Annotated in this window: 20 protein-coding genes; 9 read left to right on the forward strand and 11 right to left on the reverse strand. The window is 68.0% G+C overall.

The window, feature by feature from the left end; genetic code table 11:
* Positions 1-15: 15 nt before the first annotated feature.
* From gspD to gspG, 9 genes are all read right to left on the reverse strand, one after another.
* On the reverse strand, positions 16-2400 hold the full coding sequence (gene gspD / locus BM345_RS05820; protein ID WP_093376535.1) for a type II secretion system secretin GspD: 2385 nt from the start codon (positions 2398-2400) through the stop codon (positions 16-18).
* A 3-nt stretch (positions 2401-2403) separates the two neighbouring features.
* Positions 2404-3219, reverse strand: coding sequence for a type II secretion system protein N (gspN, locus tag BM345_RS05825; protein ID WP_093376539.1), 816 nt, complete (start codon positions 3217-3219; stop codon positions 2404-2406).
* A gap of 11 nt (positions 3220-3230) precedes the next feature.
* Complete coding sequence (gene gspM, locus BM345_RS05830; protein WP_093376544.1) at positions 3231-3788, reverse strand: type II secretion system protein GspM; 558 nt, start codon at positions 3786-3788, stop codon at positions 3231-3233.
* Positions 3785-5002, reverse strand: coding sequence for a type II secretion system protein GspL (gspL, locus tag BM345_RS05835; protein WP_093376547.1), 1218 nt, complete (start codon positions 5000-5002; stop codon positions 3785-3787). The genes gspM and gspL overlap by 4 nt, the downstream gene beginning before the upstream one ends.
* 134 nt (positions 5003-5136) lie before the next feature.
* On the reverse strand, positions 5137-6237 hold the full coding sequence (gspK, locus tag BM345_RS05840; RefSeq protein WP_093376549.1) for a type II secretion system minor pseudopilin GspK: 1101 nt from the start codon (positions 6235-6237) through the stop codon (positions 5137-5139).
* Positions 6238-6245: 8 nt separating this feature from the next.
* A complete protein-coding gene (locus BM345_RS05845) occupies positions 6246-6938 on the reverse strand; it encodes a PulJ/GspJ family protein (protein WP_093376553.1) in 693 nt (230 codons plus the stop codon).
* Positions 6938-7309, reverse strand: coding sequence for a type II secretion system minor pseudopilin GspI (gene gspI, locus BM345_RS05850; protein ID WP_093376557.1), 372 nt, complete (start codon positions 7307-7309; stop codon positions 6938-6940). The genes BM345_RS05845 and gspI overlap by 1 nt, the downstream gene beginning before the upstream one ends.
* On the reverse strand, positions 7306-7812 hold the full coding sequence (locus tag BM345_RS05855; RefSeq protein ID WP_093376560.1) for a pilus assembly FimT family protein: 507 nt from the start codon (positions 7810-7812) through the stop codon (positions 7306-7308). Before BM345_RS05855 ends, gspI begins: the two co-directional genes overlap by 4 nt.
* Positions 7787-8227, reverse strand: coding sequence for a type II secretion system major pseudopilin GspG (gene gspG, locus BM345_RS05860; RefSeq protein ID WP_093376562.1), 441 nt, complete (start codon positions 8225-8227; stop codon positions 7787-7789). The genes BM345_RS05855 and gspG overlap by 26 nt, the downstream gene beginning before the upstream one ends.
* A 79-nt stretch (positions 8228-8306) precedes the next feature.
* Here gspG and BM345_RS05865 point away from each other — a divergent pair, with 79 nt between their 5' ends.
* On the forward strand, positions 8307-8834 hold the full coding sequence (locus tag BM345_RS05865; RefSeq protein ID WP_175544918.1) for a general secretion pathway protein C: 528 nt from the start codon (positions 8307-8309) through the stop codon (positions 8832-8834).
* 22 nt (positions 8835-8856) lie between these two features.
* Here BM345_RS05865 and ilvA read toward each other — a convergent pair whose 3' ends face one another.
* On the reverse strand, positions 8857-10443 hold the full coding sequence (ilvA, locus tag BM345_RS05870; RefSeq protein ID WP_093376564.1) for a threonine ammonia-lyase, biosynthetic: 1587 nt from the start codon (positions 10441-10443) through the stop codon (positions 8857-8859).
* A 275-nt stretch (positions 10444-10718) separates the two neighbouring features.
* Here ilvA and BM345_RS05875 point away from each other — a divergent pair, with 275 nt between their 5' ends.
* Complete coding sequence (locus BM345_RS05875) at positions 10719-11168, forward strand: OsmC family protein (RefSeq protein ID WP_093376566.1); 450 nt, start codon at positions 10719-10721, stop codon at positions 11166-11168.
* A 16-nt stretch (positions 11169-11184) separates the two neighbouring features.
* Here the strand turns inward: BM345_RS05875 and coq7 are convergent, their stop codons facing one another.
* A complete protein-coding gene (gene coq7, locus BM345_RS05880; protein ID WP_093377306.1) occupies positions 11185-11814 on the reverse strand; it encodes a 2-polyprenyl-3-methyl-6-methoxy-1,4-benzoquinone monooxygenase in 630 nt (209 codons plus the stop codon).
* Between the two features lie 284 nt (positions 11815-12098).
* Between coq7 and BM345_RS05885 the strand changes: the two genes are divergently transcribed.
* The 7 genes from BM345_RS05885 to BM345_RS05915 all read left to right on the forward strand — a co-directional run bounded on the left by BM345_RS05885 (position 12099) and on the right by BM345_RS05915 (position 20343).
* Positions 12099-13277: a porin gene (locus BM345_RS05885; RefSeq protein WP_093376569.1), complete on the forward strand. Its 1179-nt coding sequence runs from the start codon at positions 12099-12101 to the stop codon at positions 13275-13277.
* 153 nt (positions 13278-13430) lie between these two features.
* Entirely contained in the window at positions 13431-14411 is a 981-nt protein-coding gene (locus BM345_RS05890; protein ID WP_093376570.1) for an ABC transporter permease, read from the forward strand.
* A gap of 4 nt (positions 14412-14415) precedes the next feature.
* Complete coding sequence (locus tag BM345_RS05895) at positions 14416-15690, forward strand: M20 aminoacylase family protein (RefSeq protein WP_093376573.1); 1275 nt, start codon at positions 14416-14418, stop codon at positions 15688-15690.
* Between the two features lie 26 nt (positions 15691-15716).
* The gene (locus BM345_RS05900) at positions 15717-17294 is read left to right on the forward strand and encodes an ABC transporter substrate-binding protein (RefSeq protein WP_093376575.1); all 1578 of its coding nucleotides are present in this window, start codon (positions 15717-15719) and stop codon (positions 17292-17294) included.
* A gap of 117 nt (positions 17295-17411) precedes the next feature.
* On the forward strand, positions 17412-18323 hold the full coding sequence (locus BM345_RS05905) for an ABC transporter permease (protein WP_093377309.1): 912 nt from the start codon (positions 17412-17414) through the stop codon (positions 18321-18323).
* Positions 18324-18328: 5 nt separating this feature from the next.
* Positions 18329-19318, forward strand: coding sequence for an ABC transporter ATP-binding protein (locus BM345_RS05910; protein WP_093376579.1), 990 nt, complete (start codon positions 18329-18331; stop codon positions 19316-19318).
* The gene (locus tag BM345_RS05915) at positions 19315-20343 is read left to right on the forward strand and encodes an ABC transporter ATP-binding protein (RefSeq protein WP_093376581.1); all 1029 of its coding nucleotides are present in this window, start codon (positions 19315-19317) and stop codon (positions 20341-20343) included. Before BM345_RS05910 ends, BM345_RS05915 begins: the two co-directional genes overlap by 4 nt.
* Positions 20344-20460: the final 117 nt, after the last annotated feature.

Below are 20460 nucleotides of genomic sequence, written 5' to 3' on the forward strand. Positions count from 1 at the left end.
GACCTGCTCTGCGACTCAGGGCAGCTCGCGCTGGCTTGCCGGGTCGGCCGTCGGCGGCAGCGTGCCGCGCAGCGTGCTGGGCGGCGGCGGGTTCAGCGGCGCCAGGGGTTCCGGCGGAATCAGGCGCGTGCCTTGCACGGGCGTGGACCTGCTGGCGGGCGGCGTGAGCGAGAGGGGGGCGGGCACCGCGCCGGCCGGCGCCTGGGGAGCCGCCAGCGGAGGAATCTGCGAAGCCGCCGGCACGTTGCCCAGGAAGATGTTCGACTCCGGCTGCACGCGCGACAGGCTCGAGCGCATGGCGTCGTAGCGGTCGAAGGTCAGGACGTCGCTGGTGAAGTTGTCGCGCACCACCACCGGCCGCAGGAACACCATCAGGTTGATCTTCTTGCGGGTGCGCGAGTCGTTGCGGAACAGGTAGCCCAGCACCGGCACGTCGCCGGCCAGCGGCACCTTGTCGGTCGAGTTGCCGTACTCGTCCTGCAGCAGGCCGCCCAGCGCGATGAGGTTGCCGTTGTCGACCACCACGTTCGACTCGATCGAACGCTTGTTCGTCGTCGGGCCGTTGATGTTGTTCAGGGTGGTCGGCACGACGGTCGACACCTCCTGGAACACCTGCAGCCGGACCGTGTTGTCCTCGTTGATGGTCGGGCGCACGCGCAGGGTCAGGCCCACGTCCTTGCGCTCGATGGTCTGGAAGGGGTTGACCGTGTTGGTAGAGCTGCCGGTGTTGGTGTACTGGCCGGTGACGAAGGGCAGGTTCTGGCCCACCACGATCTTGGCTTCCTCGTTGTCCAGCGTCAGCAGGTTGGGCGTGGCCAGGATGTTGCCGTCGGCGTTGCTCTCCAGGAAGTTGGCCAGGAAGCCCAGCACGGTCTGGCCGGCGATGGTCACGGAACTGGCGAGGTTCAGGCCCGTGGGTGGCGGCACGCCGGCCGCGCCGCTTCCGGGAACGGCAATGTTCAGGATGTTCGCCAGGACGTTCGAGCTGTTGCCGATGTAGCGGTTGTTGTTGCCGCCCAGCAGGCCCTGCCACTGCACGCCGAACTGGGCCGCCTTGTCGGCGTTGACCTCGGCGATGAGCGCCTCGACCATCACCTGAGCCCGCTTGCTGTCCAGCCGGTCGATCACCGCGCGCAGCTGCCGGTACTGCGGCTCGGAGGCCGTGATGATCAGCGAGTTGGTCGACGGGTCGGCCTGCACCTGGCCGCCGGTGGAAGGTTGGTTGGCGTTGTTCAGCGGCGCCGTGGACTGCGGGCTGCTGGAGCCGCCCTGCATGCCGAAGGTGCCGGCCTGCTGGGCAGCGACCGGCTGGCTGGACGACAGGCCGCCCGAGGCGCCGCCCGTCCCGCCCGCGGCACCCGTCAGGCCGGTGCCCTGCGAGCGCGGATCGGCCGCGATGGCGGCGCGCAGGCTGGCGGCCAGGCGCACGGCATCGGCGTTCTTCAGGTAGACCACGTAGATGTTGCCCGCCGCACCGTTGCCGTTGTCCACCGGCGCCTTGTCGAGCTTCTCGATCAGCGTGCGCACCAGCTGCGCACGCGCCGGATTGGCCGCGCGCATGATGATCGCGTTGCTGCGCGGCTCGGCCAGCAGCGTGGTGCGGAACGAAGCGTCTCCCTGGCCGCCGGGCGCGGCCGCCACGGCAGGCTGGCCTGGCGCGCCGGTGCTGCCGCCGCTGCCGTCCACCAGGCGCTGTACCAGCGGCACCAGGTCGGTGGCGATGGAGTGGCGCAGCTGGATCACTTCCACGTCCGAGGCATTGGGCACGTCCAGCGCCGCGATGATGCGGCCCAGGCGGCGCATGTTCTCCGCATAGTCGGTAACCACCAGCGTGTTGTTGCCGGGGTTCACGTTGATCGTGTTGTTGGGTGCGATGAGCGGGCGCAGCACCGGCAGCAGGTTGTTCGCCGATTCGTAGTTGAGCTTGAAGACCTGCGTGACGATCTGGTTGCCGGCCACGCGCTGGGCCGCGCCCACCGAGGTGGTGACGGTGTTGGTCTGCAGCTTGGCATCGGCCTCGGGCACGATCTTGTACAGGCCTTCCGACTCGACGATGGCAAAGCCCTGCAGGCGCAGCGCGGCAGCGAACTGGTTGAAGGCCGAACCCGGCGGCACCGGGCGGTCGGTCACCAGGTTGATGGTGCCTTTCACGCGCGGGTCCACCACCACGTCACGGCCGGTCACCACCGCCATGGTGCGGGCCACCGATTCGATCTCGGCGTTGGTGAAGTTCAGCGTGATGGGCTCGCCCGGGGTCGGCGCGCCGGCGTTGTTGTTCTGCTGTTGCGCCGGCACGGGCGCCACCGCCAGGCCGGCGGTGACCGCCAGGATCACTTGCGCGGCGGCCAGTGCGAGTGCACCGATGCGAAAGCGCTGTGGCGTGGTCGATGGAGGCTTCATGGGTCAACCCAGGTTGATGATCGAGCGCGCGCCGTCGCGCCGCCCGATGATGTTCAAGAGATTCGACAGCGCATCCTCGCGCCCCGGCGCCGCACTGGCCTCGCCGGAGAAGCGCAGGCGGGTGCCGGTCCAGCGGCCGCTGCCCGACAGGCGCAGGGCGCCTTCGCGCGTGGTCAGCAGCAGGCTGGGCGCACTGCCGCCCTCGAGCACGACGCGGTAGCTGCCCATCGGCTTGAGCGTCGACAGGCTGGAGGAGATGTCGGTGGCGTCCAGCGTGGCCCGGCCCTGGAAGGCCAGTTGCTGCTGCCGGTCCACGCGAAGCTCCAGCCCCTGCGTGCTGAGGTCCAGCACGCCATCGGGCTTGAGCGTATTGAAAGGGGCGCCGAAGCCGGCCAGCAGCGCGGCAGGCCAGCGCGATTGCCCGTCTTCCACGCGCACCTGCAGGCCCTGCACGCCGGGGCGCGCCTGCACGCCCAGCGGCTGCTTCGTGCAGCAGCTCAGGTCGAGCGCGGCGCGGATGCCGCTCCAGGAGGGGCGCAGCTTCCAGTTCAGCGAGCCAGGCAGCGAGATGGCATCGGCACCGCCAGCGCCGCTGGCGAACACCACGCCGGCGTTTCCGTTCCAGACCGTGCCGCGCGGGTTGACGAGCAGAAGCCGCCCGGCCGATTGATCGCGCAGCACCGAGGCCAGCCAGCGCGCGGGCGCGTAGAGCGTGAAGGTAATGGCCGCACCCAGCAGGCCGCCCAGCAGCGCCCAGCGCCAGCCGCGCCCGCGGGGGACGGCGGCACCGGGGCGGAAGTGGGAGCTGCGCGTGACCATGGCAGTGGCGCTCAGCGTGCAGCCGGCAGGGTCATGCCGAGCGTGCCATCCCAGTTGGCCTTGCTGCCGTCGTTCGCGGCGGCAGCCGGGTTGGAAGGCGCGGGACCGCCGCCGGGTGCGGCAGCGCCGGCGCGGGTGAGGTGCACTTCGCGCGGCACGGCGCGGGCGTTGCCGCGCGCCTGGGCGAGCCACTGGGCCAGTGCTTCGGCCGGCACGGCGCGGACGACGACATTGACCGCCTCGCCACCGCCTTGCTGCTGGATCTGCGCCGTGGGGCCCAGGCTCGACTTGACGCTGGCTTCCAGCGCCTTCATGGATTCGTCGCGGTTGGCGCGCGGCTGCGACTGCAGCGCCTTGGCCTGCGCCTGCAGCGTGGTCATCTGCTGCAGCTGCGCGTCGAGCCTGGCGTGTTCGGCGGGCGCATCGCGCAGGGTCTTGATGGCCGGCGCAAAGGCGATCCACCACAGCAGCGCCACGCCGATGAGGGCGGCGGCGATGCCGACAAGGCGTCGCTCGCGTGCGTCGAGAGCGGCCCAGCGGGCGCGCAGTTGGGCGAGTTGTTCTCTCATCGCGCGGTCTCCGCCTGTACCAGGAGCAGGTCGCCCTCGCCACGGGCCTGGTAGCCGCGCGGCGCGAGCTGGCCGGACACGCGGGAGAGTTCCTCGGCCGACAGGTTCAACCCGCGCAGGCGCAACTGGCCGGCGCTGTAGTCGATGGCGCTCGGAATGCGTCCGGGCGGCAGCACGCCACCCAACGCGCCCAGCATGGGCTCCAGGTCCAGCCGCGCGACGCCGCCGGTCGACTGCTGGAGCGCAGCCACCTCGCGCTGCATCTGCACCGGCGCGTCGACCACCAGCTTCACCGATGGGAAGGTCTGGGTGAGGATGGACTGCACGGCGGTGCGCTTGGCTTCCAGGCTGCGGCGCTCCTTCCAGGCCCAGGCATTCAGGCCGATCAGCTGGGCCAGCACCAGCACCACGGCGCCCCAGCGGGCTGCGCGCCAGCGCGGCTCGTGACGCAGTTCCTGCCACCAGGAGGCCAGCTTCTTGCCGGCGCGAACGCGGTGGCTGCTGGCCAGGTCGAACTGCGCCAGGTCCCAGGGGCCGCGCGCGGCCTGCAGCCAGCGCTCGGCTTGCTGCAGGAGTGGCAGGCGCACGCCCAGCAGCTGCTCGGCCTGCGCCGCCACCGCGGGTTCGCCGCTGGCCACGATGGTGTCGATGGGCGCATGCACGGCAGCCGCGAGGTTGGACGGATTCAGCGGCAGGGTGAGCACGCCGTTGGCATCGCAGGTGGTGACCAGTGGCGCCTGCGACTCGCCGGTGACATAGAGCAGGGCTGGTGCGCCGTCGGGCTGGGGTGCGAACTCGGGCACGATGCGCGTCACGCGGCGGCCGCTGTTTTCCAGCGCCTGCACGGCATCGCGCAGCGCGGGGCGGTTGCACACCGCCACCCAGATCGGCTCGCCGGCCTTGGCGCCGGGCTCCAGCGCGAAATGCACGGTGTCGGTATCGTCGAGCAGGCGCTCTTCCAGCAAGCCTTCGAGTACGGAGCGCAGGCGTGCGCCGCTGCTCTGGCTGCCGGGCGGCAGCGTCAGGCTGTGCCAGGAAAGCGCGGTGCCCGGCACCAGCAGGGTGACTTCGTTGCCCGAGGGCAGCAGCGCCAGCGGCGCGCTGCCGTGTTCGGCCACGGCGATGCCGTCTTCGCTGGCTCGCACCCAGCCGTATTCAGCCCCGGCAGCGGCTGCGGCCGGATTGAACGGGGGCGAGACAATCAGCAGGGGCATTTGGAGACGGCGACAGGGCCGGCCATTGTAGGTGGCGCGTATGCAACACGCTACAGAATTGATAGCTAGTTCGGTAGCTACCGTCAGGGTTCTCGCGCAACTATGTCAGCCTTGTATGACCAGGGAGCCCCGACTCAGGGTTTGTTGGGGGGAGGCGTGGCGCCGACGCCACGGTCGCGCCACACGATCGTGAGCTGGGCGCCGTCGCGCTTGAGCAGCGAATGCTCCTGCACCCAGATGCGGTCCAGCCGCAGGCGAGCGATCACTTCGAAGTAGCTCGTGCTGACATTGAGCTGTGTCAGATCCAGTGAGGCGTTGCTCTCCGGGATGAAGCGCTTGGCCTCGTCCAGGGTGGGGAAGAAGCGGGCAGTGCGTTGCAGCACCAGTCGCTTGGCGCTGGCCAGGTCCAGCGAAGGAACGGCGGCCGCCAGCACTTCTGCGCTGGCGGTGTTGATGTTGACCGTGGTGGGCACAGGGAGGATGACGACGTAGGGTTCGAGTGCCGCCACCGTCTGCGGCGACAGGCCCAGCCACACCAGTTGCGACACCTGCTGCGGCATGAACGGGGCATTGCTGCTTTCGCTGCCCGTGGCGTCGCCGTCGCTGGCGCCGGTGCCGGTGCCGGTGCCGGAGCCACTGCCGGAGGAGGCGCCGCCGGTCGTCGTCCCGCCCGTCCCGGTGCCCGTGCCCGTGCCCGTGCCGGGCGCCGCAGCCGGTGTCAGCCCCGCCCCGGCACGCTGCAGGTTGGCCATGAGCAGGGCCACCTCCTGCCCAGGCAGGTTGAGCAGCTGGAACAACTTGGTGAAGGAGGCCACGGCCGTCTCCACTTGTTTGCCGCCCACCACCAGGTTGCTCACGTTGAGCTTGGACTGGGCATCGACGATGCGCCCCGACATGAAGGCATCGGGCAGGCCCTCGATGGCATCGGAGGCAATGTTCTTCTCGGCCGCCAGGAAGGTGGTCAGGCGCGCTTCCTCCAGCGGAATCGCCCATGGCTCGGCGAGGTGGTCGGCGCCGCCGGCGCGGCTGTCTTCGCGCAGGATCAGCCGGGCCCAGTCGAGCGCACCGGCCAGTACCCACTCGGATTGCACGCGGGTGCGCTCTGCGGCCTCGACCTCGACCGAGCGCCACTGCCGCCACATCGCCGCCGCCGCCAGCGTGGCGACCAGCGTGACGGTGAGCATCGCCGCCAGCAGTGCCGCGCCGCGTTCACCGCGGCCAGGGATGGAAGACATCCGGCGCCTCATGACTTGGCCTGCGTGAGGGTGGGGCGCACCCAGTCGATGGACAGCGTCCCCGACAGCGCCGGGCCGGGCGCCAGATCCAGCAGCAGGCGCACGCCGGCCGGCAGCGACTCGTTGGCACCCAGTGCTTCGGCCGGCACCGCGGGGGTCCACAGGTCGTTGCGGAAGTACAGCAACTGCCAATTGGTGACCGGCATCAGCACGACCTCGCTGCCCGCCTGGCTCGCGCCGCCCGGTGCGCTGGAGCCGCCACCGCCGTCGCCCGCCCACGCGGCCGCCTGCTGCCAGGCCTGCTGCCAGTCCGAGCGCAGGAACAAGGGCGGCGATTGCCAGCGGTACCAGCGGATGACGCCGTCCGCGCCGGTGCGCAAGGTCCAGGCCACCACCGTGATCGAGGGGAGGTCCCCGGCGGTGCTCTTGCGCGTCAGCCGCAGCGAGCGGCCGGTCCAGTCGATGGCGCGGGTGGGCTGCATCGAGACCGCGTTGTCCAGGTCGCTGTTCCATTGGGCCAGCGCGCTTTGCAGCGTCAGCACCGCGTCGGCCCGGTCGCGCATCTGCTCCTGCGCGCGTGCCATGCCGTCGATGCCGCGCCAGCTGACCACCGCCAGCACGGCCAGGATGGCGATCGCCACCAGCAACTCGATCAGCGTGAAGCCGCGAGAGGCGGCTTGGGCGTGACGGGCGCTGCGCATCAGTAGCGCCCCACCACGGTCGACAGGCGCAGGATGGGCGCCTCTTCTAGAGTGCGCACCTGCACGTCCACGCGCCGGAAGTTGGGGTTGAGCGTGGCCGTGGTCGAGACCGTGACGTTGAAGGAGATGTTGGCCTGCACGCAGACCATGCCCGCGTCGCCCACGGGCGGCATCTGGCGCGCCAGGCGGGCCTTGATCAGTTCGTTCTCGGCGCAGATCTGGCCCAGCAGCAGGTCGGTCTCGCGCTGCGAATTGCGCACCAGCGCCGTCGTGGCCTGTGTGCCCGCTGCCAGCGCAATGGCCACGATGCCCAGCGCGACCAGCACCTCGATCAGCGTGAAGCCGCGCGCGCGGCCCGGCCGGCGCCTCATGGCGTGCTCACGGCGAAGGGGCGCAGGCCGTCGGTGGAGACCAGCAGGCTGCGCCCGGGCACGCTCTCGGCGGCAATGGCGACCTGCTGCGCGGCGATGATGGGCTCGGGCCCCAGCTGGATGGCGTTCACCTGCACGCCGTTGGCCACCATGCCCTGCACGTGGATGCCGGCGGCCATCCATTGCGTGGGCAACGCCCCCGGGTCGGTGCCGTCGAAGACGAATCCGCCTTGCTCGCTGAGGTGCCAGCGCACCGGCACCCCGCTGGCCCGCGACTGGGCGCGTGCCGATTCGAACAGGGCCGCCAGGCGCTCGGCCTCGCGGTCCAGCACCGCCTGGCCCGTGTCGCGGATGGCGAAGCTCACGCCGGCCATCGCCATGCCGATGATGGCGAGCACCACCAGCAGTTCGACCAGCGTGAAGCCGGGGGCGCGCGCGGCACGGCGGCCGCGCAGGAAATGCTGCTGCAACCCTCGCTTATTGCCAGCTGCCGACGTCGGCATTCTTGCCTTCACCGCCCGGCTGGCCGTCCGCGCCGAACGAAAACACGTCGATCTCGCCCTTCACGCCGGGGTTGAGGTACTGGTAGGGCTGGCCCCAGGGGTCCTTGGGCAGCTTCTCGACGTAAGGCTTCCAGTTGGGAGCGGCCGGGCCCGTGGTGGGCCGCGTGAGCAGTGCCTGCAGGCCTTGCTCCGAGGTGGGGTAGCGCTGGTTGTCCAGGCGGTAGAGCTTGAGCGCCTGCATGAGGTTGTTGACGTCGGTGCGGGCCGCGGTGACGCGGGCATCGTCGGCGCGCTCGATCACGTTGGGCACGATCAGCGCGGCCAGCACGCCGATGATCACCAGCACCACCATCAGTTCGATCAGGGTGAAGGCGCGCTGCAGGTGTTGACGCGAACGGGTGGCAAATCGCTTCATGGGGTGGGGGAGGAGGGAACGAGGAAATGGCGCCGCCGTTCGTTCGGCAGGCCGGTTCGCTGAATCATAATCCCGCCTCATGTCAGCAATTCTTGACACTTCGCCGCGCTGGCCCGCGGCCCTGGGGACCACCGTCGTGTGGGCGCTGGCCGCTGCCAGCGTGATCTTCTGGGGCCTCCGCCTGGCGGCGCCGCCCGAGTCGGCCGCGCCCCCGGCGCTGGTCGCGCCGCCCGTGGCGGTGGACCCGGCGGAAGTGGCCAAGGCCTTCGGTGCCACCACGGTCCAGGCAACCCTGACGCCCGACGCCGGCAATCGCTTCGTGCTGATGGGCGTGATTGCCGATGGCGACCAGCGTGGCGCTGCCCTGGTGGCGGTGGACGGCAAGCCGCCGCGGCCGTACCGCGTGGGCCAGCAGGTGGGCGACGGCTACGTGCTGCAGTCGGTGGACGTGCGTGCGGCCCGGCTGGGCGCCGGCCCCGACACCCCGACCCTGCTGACCATTCAGATGCCCAAGCCGGCGTCCGCGACCGGTGTCATGACCGCATCGCAGCGCGCCGCAGCCGCCGGCGGCAGCCCGCGCTTCGCGCCGGTGACGGCGCCGCGCTGAAGCGCGGCTCGCCGGCCTCTCTTCAGGCCTGCAGGAAGAGGCGATAGGCCGGGTTGGCCGTCTCTTCCACGTACGGATAGCCCAGGGTTTGGAGGAAGGCGCCGAAAGCCTGGTCGTCCGCCGCGGGCACCTGCACCCCCACCAGGATGCGGCCGTAGTCGGCGCCCTGGTTGCGGTAGTGGAAGAGGCTGATGTTCCAGTTGGGCTTGAGCAGGCTCAGGAACTTGAGCAGCGCGCCTGGACGTTCGGGGAACACGAAGCGCAGCAGCCGCTCGTCGTGGGCCAGGCCCGTGCGCCCGCCCACCAGGTGCCGCAGATGCTCCTTGGCGAGTTCGTCGTGCGTCAGGTCGAGCGCGGCAAAGCCGTGCGAACCGAAGGTGTCCGCGATGGTCCTGGATTCGCCGCGGGTGCTCGTCGTCAGGCCGACGAACACGTGCGCCTTTTGCGCGTCGCTGATGCGGTAGTTGAACTCGGTGACGTTGCGAGAGGCGCCCGGCAGGCGGCCGACGAGCTCGCAGAAGCGCCGGAAGCTGCCGCGCTCCTCGGGGATGGTCACGGCGAACAGCGCTTCGCGCTCCTCGCCCACCTCGGCACGCTCGGCCACGAAGCGCAGCCGGTCGAAGTTCATGTTGGCGCCGCACAGGATGGCCGCATAGGTCTCGCCGCGCGTGCCGCGCTCTTCCACGTACTGCTTGATGGCCGCCACCGCCAGCGCGCCGGCCGGCTCCACGATGCTGCGCGTGTCGATGAACACGTCCTTGATGGCCGCGCAGACCGCGTCGGTGTCCACCGAGACGAACTCGTCCACGAGCTTGCTGGCGACACGGAAGGTTTCGGCGCCCACCAGCTTGACGGCGGTGCCGTCGGAGAACAGGCCGACATCGGGCAGCGAGACCCGCTCGTGCGCGGCGACCGACTGCATCATCGCGTCCGAGTCGTTCATCTGGACGCCGATCACGCGGATCTCGGGGCGCAGCGCCTTGATGTAGTTGGCCACGCCCGAGATGAGGCCACCGCCGCCGATGGCGACGAAGACCGCATCGAGCGGACCCTGGTGCTGGCGCAGGATCTCCATGGCGATGGTGCCCTGGCCGGCGATGACGTCCGGGTCGTCGAAGGGGTGCACGAAGGTCAGGCCGTGCTGCTGCTCGAGTTCGACCGCGTGTCCGTAGGCGTCGGAATAGCTTTCGCCGTGCAGGTGGACTTCGCCCCCCAGCGCGCGCACCGCATCGACCTTGAGTTGTGGCGTGGTCACCGGCATCACCACGACCGCCCGCACGCCCAGCTTGCGTGCGCTCAGCGCCACGCCCTGGGCGTGGTTGCCGGCCGAGGCGCAGATCACGCCGCGATCCAGTTGCTCCTGCGAGAGGTGGGCCATCTTGTTGAAGGCGCCGCGCAGCTTGAAGCTGAACACCGGCTGCTGGTCCTCGCGCTTGAGCAGCACCGTGTTGCCCAGGCGGGCACTCAGGGCGCGTGCCGGCTCCAGCGGCGATTCGACCGCCACGTCGTAGACGCGTGCGGTGAGGATCTTCTTCAGGTAGTCGGCGGGCGTGAGGTCGGCGGCACCAGGGGCGGGTGCGGACGCGGTGGTCTTCTTGGAGGTGTTCATGATGGCAGAGCGCCATGATACGAGCGCGCCAGTGCACGACCTGGCAGGGATGCGCTGCAAAGAAAAAAGCCCCGAGTCTTGCGACTCGGGGCTAAATCCACCAATTGGGAGGGTGGAGGAGACAACTGGTGCACGTCCAAACGTGCGATGAAATAAAGTATACCCCTACCTTGTTGCAATGCAACAAGCCTCTCGATCTTTTTGCCACATCCATCACCTTTTTCGGGCCTTTGCGCGAATGTGAAGCGCCCGTGTTCAACGGAAGTTTTCAAGACATGGAATGCACTGTCAGCTGGACCGGCGCAGCAGGAACCAATTCGCCCATGGGCTTCGTGGCGGAAACGGGTAGCGGGCACGTGCTGGTCATGGACGGCGCCCCGGATCCGGCGCGTCCTGAAAACGGTGGCCGCAACCTGGCGCCGCGTCCGATGGAAACCGTGCTGGCAGGCGCCGGCGGGTGCACGGCCTATGACGTGGTCCTGATCCTCAAGCGCGGCCGTCATCAAGTGGAGCGCTGCAGTGTCAAGGTGACCAGCGAACGGGCGGAAAAGGATCCGAAGGTCTTCACCAAGATCCACCTTCACTTCACAGTCGCGGGCAAGGGCGTGCCGGCCCCGGCCGTGGAGCGGGCCATTCAGCTGAGCCACGAAACCTATTGCTCGGCGACCATCATGTTGGCCAAGACGGCCGAAATCACGACAAGTTACGAGCTGATCGAAGCCTGATCGTCTTCATTGCCGGCTAGATGCGATGGGCGACGGTGGTCATCACCCGTGCGGCCATGCGCATCAGCGCCTTGGCCGGCGGGGGTAATTCGGCAGCGCCGGCATGCACCGCGTCGGCCGCATGGCGGGCCTCGTCCAGCTTCATTTGCTCGACGATCGCCCGGGAAGAATGATCCGGCGGCGGCAACCGGTCCAGGTGGCTGTCCAGGTGGGCTTCCACCTGTCGCTCGGTCTCGGCGACGAAACCCAGGCTCAAGGGGTCGCCCAGGCGCCCGGCTACGAGACCCAGCCCGAAGGCGCCCGCGTACCACAGCGGGTTCAGCAAGGAGGGGCTGGAGCCGAGTTCCTTCAGGCGCAAGCGCGTCCAGGCCAGGTGGTCCGTCTCCTCGCGGGAGGCTTCCAGGAAATGCTCCCGCAGGGCGGGATCCCGTGTCGTCACTGCCTGCGCGGCATAGAGCGCCTGCGCGCACACCTCCCCCACGTGATTGACCCGCATCAGCGCGCCGGCCTGTCGGCGCTGGGCCTCGCTCATGGGGCCGTCCAGCGCCGCAGGCCTCGGGGTCTCGCGGGTCGCGGCCGGATGGGCGAAGACGGTGCGCAACGCGTCGTCCGCGAGCGCAATATAGGAATCGATCGACCGTGTCATCACCCAATTGGACTCCAAGTGCGCAAGGATGGGATTGGCAACGGCCTGGATTTCACATCGTGGCACTCCGGCGACCTTCGTTTCTCTGTTGCACCACTGCAACGAATCGACCCGCCACATAGATATTTCGGCTGAATTCTTTTGCCCTTGCCCAGTTGCTCTGGTGCAATAGCGTCAACTTCCCAAAAGGAGGTTGGCCCGGGGTCCGGTGGGAGCACTAAGTGCCAGTCACAGTGTGAGCCCTCTGCACCGGAGCCCTATGTTTAACCTTGGAGAAACTTGCAATGAAAAAATCTCTAGTTGCTCTGGCTGCTCTGGCTGCCGCCGGTGCCGCCTCTGCGCAGTCGTCTGTCACGCTGTTCGGTATCGTTGACGCTGGCGTCAGCTACTACGAAAACAAGACCGTGAACGGCGTGAAGCTCTCGCGTACCGACCTGTCGAACTCGGGCTACAACTCCAGCCGTATCGGCTTCCGTGGCACGGAAGACCTGGGTGGCGGCCTGGCAGCTAGCTTCTGGCTCGAAGCTGCTCTGGGCAACGACGTCGGCACCGCCGGCGCCGGCAACCTGACCACGGCCAGCAGCCAGCTCTTCAACCGTCGTTCGACCGTCAGCCTGTCGGGTCGCTTCGGTGAAGTCCGTCTGGGCCGCGACTACGTGCCGACCTTCTGGAACGACACCGTGTTCGATCCGTTCGGCACCAACGGCGTCGGCACCAATGCTGTGTCCACCTCGGGTGGCGGCACGGTCCTGGGCCAAGCCCTGGGTCTGTCGAACAGCAACTACGTTCGCGCCAACAACACGGTCGGCTACTTCCTGCCCGCCAACCTGGGTGGTTTCTACGGTCAGATCATGTACGGCCTGCCCGAGCGCGTGGAATACGATCCGTCGGTGAACACGCCCGCTGGCCTGGCTGCTGACGGCCAGTACATCGGTGGCCGCTTCGGCTACGCCAATGGTCCCCTGGACGTCGCTGGTGCTTACGGCGAGACCGTCATCACCCGCAACTTCCAAGGCGGTGGCCGTGCTGAGTCCAAGATCGGCAACATCGGCGCTTCGTGGGACTTCGGTTTCCTGAAGCTGATGGGCGAATGGAACCAGACCAAGGTTGAGTCCGACCTGGCTGCCCTGACCGGCGACCTGAAGAGCAACGGCTACCTGATCGGCGGCACCATTCCCGTCGGCCCCGGCCTGATCCGCCTGTCGTACTCGTACACCGACTTCGACCTGTCGACCACTGCTACCAAGCAGAAGTCGCAGAAGTTCGCTCTCGGCTACGTGCACAACCTGTCGAAGCGCACCGCTCTGTACGCCACCGCGGCTTACCTGAAGAACGACGACATCTCGAACAACGGCCTGGCAATGACCGTGGGTGGCCCGACCCCCACCGCCGCACAGTCCGCGACCTGGGGTGGTGTCGAGAAGTCGATGGGTTACGACTTCGGTATCCGTCACTCGTTCTAATCCGATGCTGGCCTAGTGCCAGCTTGGATCAAACGATCGAAGCCACACGATGCAAGTCGTGTGGCTTTTTTCTTTGCTGATCCGTGCATGCCTGAGTGCAGAACCGGGCATATGGCTTGCTCTCCAAGAACAAGATAGATACAAACCGAAACGATGCTTGCTTTCGTTCTTCGCCGCCTGGTTCAGGCCGTCATCGTCATGGTGGTCGTGGCCTTCGTGGCCTTCCTGCTGTTCCAGTACGTCGGCGATCCGGTGGTCTTCCTGCTGGGCCAGGATGCCAAGCCGGAGCAGATTCGCCAATTGAGGGCGGACCTGGGGCTGGACCGTCCCTTCTTCGTGCAGTTCTGGCACTTCCTGATCAATGCGGCGCAGGGCGAGTTCGGCCTCAGCCTGCGCCAGGGTGCCAAGGTCTCGCGCCTCATTCTGGAGCGCCTGCCGGCCACGCTGGAGCTCTCGATCGTGGCGGCCATCCTGGCGCTGGTCATCGGCCTGCCGATGGGTGTCTACGCGGCGTTGCGCCGCGGGTCCTTCATGAGCCAGTCGCTGATGGCGCTCTCGCTGCTCGGCGTGTCGCTGCCCACCTTCCTGATCGGCATCCTGCTGATCCTGGTGTTCTCGGTCTGGCTGGGCTGGTTTCCAAGTTTCGGACGGGGCGACACGGTGAACCTGTGGGGCTGGAGCACCGGCCTCCTGACGCGCGACGGCTGGGTGCACATGGTGCTGCCGGCGATCACGCTGGCCGTCTTCCAGCTCACGCTGATCATGCGGCTGGTGCGCTCCGAGATGCTCGAAGTGCTGCGCACCGACTACATCAAGTTCGCGCGGGCGCGCGGCCTGTCGGACCGCGCCATCCATTTCGGCCATGCATTGCGAAATACGCTGGTGCCGGTGATCACCATCACGGGCCTGCAATTGGGTTCGCTGATCGCCTTTGCCATCATTACCGAGACCGTATTCCAATGGCCGGGCATGGGGCTGCTATTCATCCAGGCCGTGACCTATGCGGATATTCCGGTGATGGCGGCCTACCTGTGCCTTATTGCGCTGATTTTCGTGACCATCAACCTGATCGTCGATCTGCTGTATTTCGCCGTCGATCCCCGCCTGCGTGTTTCGGTGCGGGGAGGCCATTGAACAGATGAGTTTCCACCGATACCAGGCCTCCGGGCGCGCCTTTGCGCACATCGCCCGCTTCCATCCCGAGATTTCCGCGCTGAGACGCGACCTGCATGCCCACCCCGAACTGGGCTTCGAGGAGGTCTACACCTCTGCGCGCGTGCAGGAATCGCTCAAAGCCTGCGGCGTGGACGAGATCCACACCGGCATCGGCAAGACCGGCCTCGTGGCCGTGGTCCGCGGCCGCTCCACTGCCAGCGGCCGCATGATCGGCCTGCGCGCCGACATGGACGCGCTGCCCATGCACGAGGACAACGACTTCGCCTGGCGCTCCGGCAAGAGCGGCCTGATGCACGGCTGCGGCCACGACGGCCACACAGCCATGCTGGTGGGGGCCGCGCGCTATCTCGCAGAGACGCGCAACTTCGACGGCACCGCGGTGCTGATCTTCCAGCCCGGCGAGGAGGGCTTCGCCGGTGCGCGCGTGATGATCGAGGACGGCCTCTTCGATCGCTTCCCCGTCGAGTCCGTCTACGCGATGCACAACTGGCCCGGCATGGCGCCGGGCACGGTGGGCCTCAATTCCGGCCCGATGATGGCCGCCGCCGATCGCATCACCATCGAGGTGGTGGGCAAGGGTGGCCACGGTGCGCACGCTTACCTCACGGTCGATCCGGTGGTGGTGTCGGCACACCTCATCACCGCCATCCAGACCATCGTGTCGCGCAACGTGCGGCCCATCGACGCCGCCGTGATCAGCATCTGCGCGGTGCAGGCCGGCGACCTGGGCGCGATGAGCGTGGTGCCTGGCCGGGCCACGCTGGTGGGCACGGTGCGCACCTTCAGTGCCAAGGTGCAGGCCGATGTGGAGCGCCGCCTGACCGAGATGTGCAGCGCAGTGGCCTCCGGCTTCGGCGCCAGCGCCACGGTGAAGTTCGAGCGCATCTACCCTGCCACCATCAACACGCCCGCCGAGGCCCTTTTTGCCGGCGACGTGGCGCAGGCCCTGGTGGGCGCACGCAACGTCGAGCGCAACATGGAGCCCAGCATGGGCGCAGAGGACTTCTCCTTCATGCTGCAGAAGAAGCCCGGCGCCTACCTGCGCATCGGCCAGGGCGTGAAGGACGGTGCCTTCCTGCACAACAGCCGCTACGACTTCAACGACGAGATCCTGCCGCTGGGCGCCGCCATGCACGCCAGCCTGGTCGAGCAGGGCCTGCCCCTGGCCGAGCCGAGTCCAATGGAAAACGCCAAGGCTCAGGCATCAAAAATGCACGCATCATCCGCCGCACATTAATCAATCTTGTTTTCGAGGAGTTCCCTATGCGTTTCAAGCGACAGATCATTGCGGCGTCCGCGCTGGCCCTGGTGTCCGCGCTGGCCGGTGCACAGACGATCCGCATCGCCAACCAGGGCGACGCGCTCTCGCTCGATCCGCACTCGCTCAACGAGTCGCTGCAGCTGAGCGTGACGCAGAACGTGTACGAGACGCTCACCGGCCGCAACAAGGACCTGAGCCTGGCGCCGCTGCTGGCCACCAGCTGGAAGCAGACCAGCCCCACCGTGTGGCGCTTCGAGCTGCGCAAGGGCGTGACCTTCCATGACGGCACCCCCTTCACGGCCGATGACGTGCTGTTCAGCTTGGCCCGCGCTGGCGGCGAAGGCTCGGACATGAACAGCTACACCAACGACATCAAGGAAACGCGCAAGGTCAACGACCACACGATCGACATCGAGACCAAGGCGCCGTTCCCCATCCTGCCCGACGTGCTCTCGCAAGTGGCGATCATGAGCAAGAAGTGGTGCGAGGCGAACAACGCCACCAAGCCGGTGGACCGCCGCAAGGGCATCGAGAACACTGCGTCCTTCAAGGCCAACGGCACCGGCCCGTACCGCGTGCGCGAGCGCCAGCCCGACGTGCGCACCACCTTCGTTCGCAACGGCACCTACTGGGGCAAGATCGAAGGCAACGTGCAGGAAGTCATCTTCACCAAGATCGGCAATCCCTCCACGCGCGTCGCCGCGCTGCTGTCCGGCGAAGTGGACGTGATGGAGCCGGTGCCGGTGCAGGACGTGGCCCGCGTCAACGCGAGCCCCAATGCCAAGGTGATCGTCGGCCCCGAGCTGCGCACCATCTTCCTGGGCATGGACCAGAAGCGCGACGAGCTGCTCTACTCCAGCGTGAAGGGCAAGAACCCCTTCAAGGACAAGCGCGTGCGCCAGGCCTTCTACCAGTCGATCGACATCGAGGGCATCAAGCGCACCGTGATGCGCGGCGCCTCGCGTCCCACCGGCCTCATGGTGGGCCCCGGCATCACCGGCTTCAGCGAAGCCCAGGACAAGCGCCTGCCCTACGACCTCGAGGCCGCCAAGAAGCTGCTGGCCGACGCCGGCTATCCGCAGGGCTTCGAGGTCTCGATGAACTGCCCCAACGACCGCTACGTGAACGACGCGCAGATCTGCCAGGCCGTGGCCGCAGGCCTGGCCAAGATCAACGTGAAGGTGAACCTGGTGGCCGAGACCAAGGGCACCTACTTCCCCAAGATCCTGCGCCGCGACACCAGCTTCTACCTGCTGGGCTGGACGCCCTCCACCTACGACGCGCACAACGCACTCAATGCGCTGATGGCCACGCCCGACCCCTCGGGCACCGGCCAGTTCAACCTGGGTTCCTACAGCAACCCGAAGGTGGACGAACTCACCAAGCAGATCCAGTCGGAGACCGACAAGGCCAAGCGCGACGCGATGATCAAGGAAGTCTTCACCATCCACGCCGACGACGTGGGCCACCTGCCGCTGCACCAGCAGTCGCTGGCCTGGGGCGTGAGCAAGAAGGTCACGCTCACGCAGCTGGCCGACAACTTCATGTTCTTCAAGTGGATGAGCGTGAAGGGCGACTGATCGCCACCACCACCGCCTGACTGTCGACAAGGCCCAAGGCGGCCGGCATGCCCGCACGTCCTGCGCCTGCGGGCATGCCATTTGCACGAAGACAAGAAGTTTCCCGGCTCCCACTTGATGATCAAGCAACTCACGCGCTGGTTCGACAGCGACATCGGCTACAGCTTCCGGACCTCGCCGGTGGCCATCGGCGCGGCCATCGTGGGCGCCATCTGCCTGTTCTGCGCGGTGTTCGCGCCCTGGATCGCGCCGCACAACCCCTACGACCTGTCGACGCTCGAACTGTCCGACGCGCGCCTGCCGCCGGCCTGGATGCCCGAGGGCAGCACCAAGTACCTGCTGGGCACCGACGAGCAGGGCCGCGACATCGTCTCCACGCTCATGTACGGTGCGCGCATCTCGCTGGTGGTGGGCGTGGTGTCGGTGATCCTGTCGATGCTGGTGGGCGTCACGCTGGGGCTCATCGCGGGCTTTCGGGGCGGCTGGGTCGACGCCTTCCTGATGCGCCTGTGCGACGTGGTGCTGTCCTTCCCGGCCATCCTGGTGGCACTGCTCATCGCCGGCGTGGGGCGTGCGCTCTTTCCGAATGCGCACACCACCGTGGCCTTCGGTGTGCTGATCCTCGCCATCTCGCTGACCAAGTGGGTCGACTATGCGCGCACCGTGCGCGGCTCCACGCTGGTGGAGCGCAACAAGGAATACGTGCAGGCGGCGCGCGTCACCGGCGTCTCGCCGATGCGCATCATGGTCAAGCACGTGCTGCCCAACGTGCTCGGCCCCGTGTTCGTGATTTCCACCATCCAGGTGGCCACGGCCATCATCACGGAGGCCACACTGTCCTTCCTGGGCGTGGGGGTGCCGCCCACTTCGCCGTCGCTGGGCACGCTCATCAGCAACGGCAACCAGTTCCTTTTCTCGGGCGAGTGGTGGATGACGGTGTTCCCCGGTCTCACGCTCGTCCTCATCGCCCTGAGCGTGAACCTGCTGGGCGATTGGCTGCGCGACGCGCTCAACCCCCGACTGCGCTGAACGACATGCCCCTGCTCGAAGTCCGCAACCTCGTCGTCGAGATTCCCGGCCGCCGCGGCACGCTGCGCGCCCTCGACGACATCTCCTTCTCGATCGAGCCCGGCGAAGTGCTGGGCGTGGTGGGCGAATCCGGTGCCGGCAAGTCGCTCACCGGTGCGGCCATCATCGGCCTGCTGGAGCCGCCGGCCCACGTGGCGGGCGGCGAGATCCTGCTGGAAGGCCAGCGCATCGACCAACTGCCGCACGAGAAGATGCGGCACATCCGCGGCAAGCGCATTGGCGCCATCTTCCAGGACCCGCTCACCTCGCTGAACCCGCTGTACACGGTGGGCCGGCAGCTGGAAGAGACCATCCGCGCGCACCTGCCGGTGACGCAGGCCGAGGCGCGCCGACGCGCCATCGGGCTGCTGGAAGACACTGGCATTCCCGCTGCCGCGCAGCGCATCGACCACTACCCGCACCAGTTCTCGGGCGGCATGCGCCAGCGCGTGGTGATCGCGCTGGCCCTGGCGGCCGAGCCCACGCTGATCGTGGCCGACGAACCCACCACCGCGCTGGACGTGTCGATCCAGGCGCAGATCATCAGCCTGCTCAAGCGCCTGTGCCGCGATCGCGGCGCGGCCGTGATGCTCATCACGCACGACATGGGCGTGATCGCCGAGACCTGCGACCGCGTGGCCGTGATGTACGCCGGCCGCATCGCCGAGGTCGGCCCGGTGCACAACGTGATCCATGAAGCCGCGCACCCTTACACCGCGGGACTGATGGCGGCCATACCCGACATGAGCCAGGAGCGCGAGCGCCTGAACCAGATCGACGGGGCCATGCCGCGCCTGAATGCCATTCCCAGCGGCTGCGCCTACCACCCGCGCTGCCCGCGAGCCTTCGAGCGCTGTTCGGTCGAGCGGCCCGAGTTGATGCCGGCCGGCGCCACCCGCGCGGCCTGCTGGCTGCACGACCCTGCGGTCGCCAGGAAGAAGGAGGTGGCCGCATGAACGCCGTCGCCGCCGCCGTCGCCCACGTCGACACGAAGGCCCTGGTGCAGGTCGAGGACCTGGCCAAGACCTTCGACGTGTCGCTGCCCTGGCTCAACCGCGTGATCGAGCGCCAGCCGCGCACGCTGCTGCATGCCGTGGACGGCGTCAGCTTCTCCATCGAGCGCGGCAAGACGCTGGCGCTGGTGGGCGAATCGGGCTGCGGCAAGAGCACGGTGGCGCGCCTGCTCACCGGCCTGTACACGCCCACGCGCGGCCGGGTCGAGTTCGACGGGCAGGACGCGCATGCGGCCTTCAATTCCAGCCGCGGCCGCGCGCTGCGCAAGCGCGTGCAGATGATCTTCCAGGACCCCTACGCCAGCCTGAACCCGCGCTGGACGGTGGAGGCCATCGTCGGCGAGCCGCTGCAGGAGCACGGCCTGGTGACCGAGCGTGCCGCCCTGAAGGCGCGCGTGGGCGAACTGCTCAAGTCGGTGGGACTGAGCCCGCTGGACATGGTGAAGTATCCGCACCAGTTCTCCGGCGGCCAGCGCCAGCGCATCTCCATCGCGCGTGCCCTGGCCACCGCGCCCGAATTCCTGGTGTGCGACGAGCCCACCTCGGCACTGGACGTGAGCGTGCAGGCGCAAGTGCTCAACATCATGAAGGACCTGCAGCGCGAGCGCGGCCTGACCTACCTGTTCATCTCGCACAACCTCGCCGTGGTGCGCCACGTGAGCGATTCGGTGGGCGTGATGTACCTGGGCCGCCTGGTGGAGATTGCCGACAAGGCGAGCCTCTTCAGCGCGCCGCGTCATCCCTACACGCGCATGCTGCTGGACGCGATTCCGCAGATGCATGCCGTGGGCCGTGCGCGCACGCCGGTGCAGGGCGAGGTGCCCAACCCGCTCAATCCGCCCACCGGCTGCAGCTTCCATCCGCGCTGCCCGCATGCCAACGCGCGCTGCAAGGCCGAGCGGCCGGCGCTGCTGTCCATCGCCGGCATCCAGGTGGCCTGCCACGCGGTGGAAGAAGGCCGCATCTAGCGGCTTTGCCCGCAATGGCACGGGCCGCGGCCCGTGCATCAATTCACAGATCGCCTCTGTTCCTGGTCGTCCGTGTCACGGAGCGGACAAGTCGCGCCTTGGCGCCGATCGGAAGAT

The organism is Variovorax sp. OV329 (genome assembly GCF_900114785.1).
Classification (GTDB): domain Bacteria; phylum Pseudomonadota; class Gammaproteobacteria; order Burkholderiales; family Burkholderiaceae_C; genus Variovorax.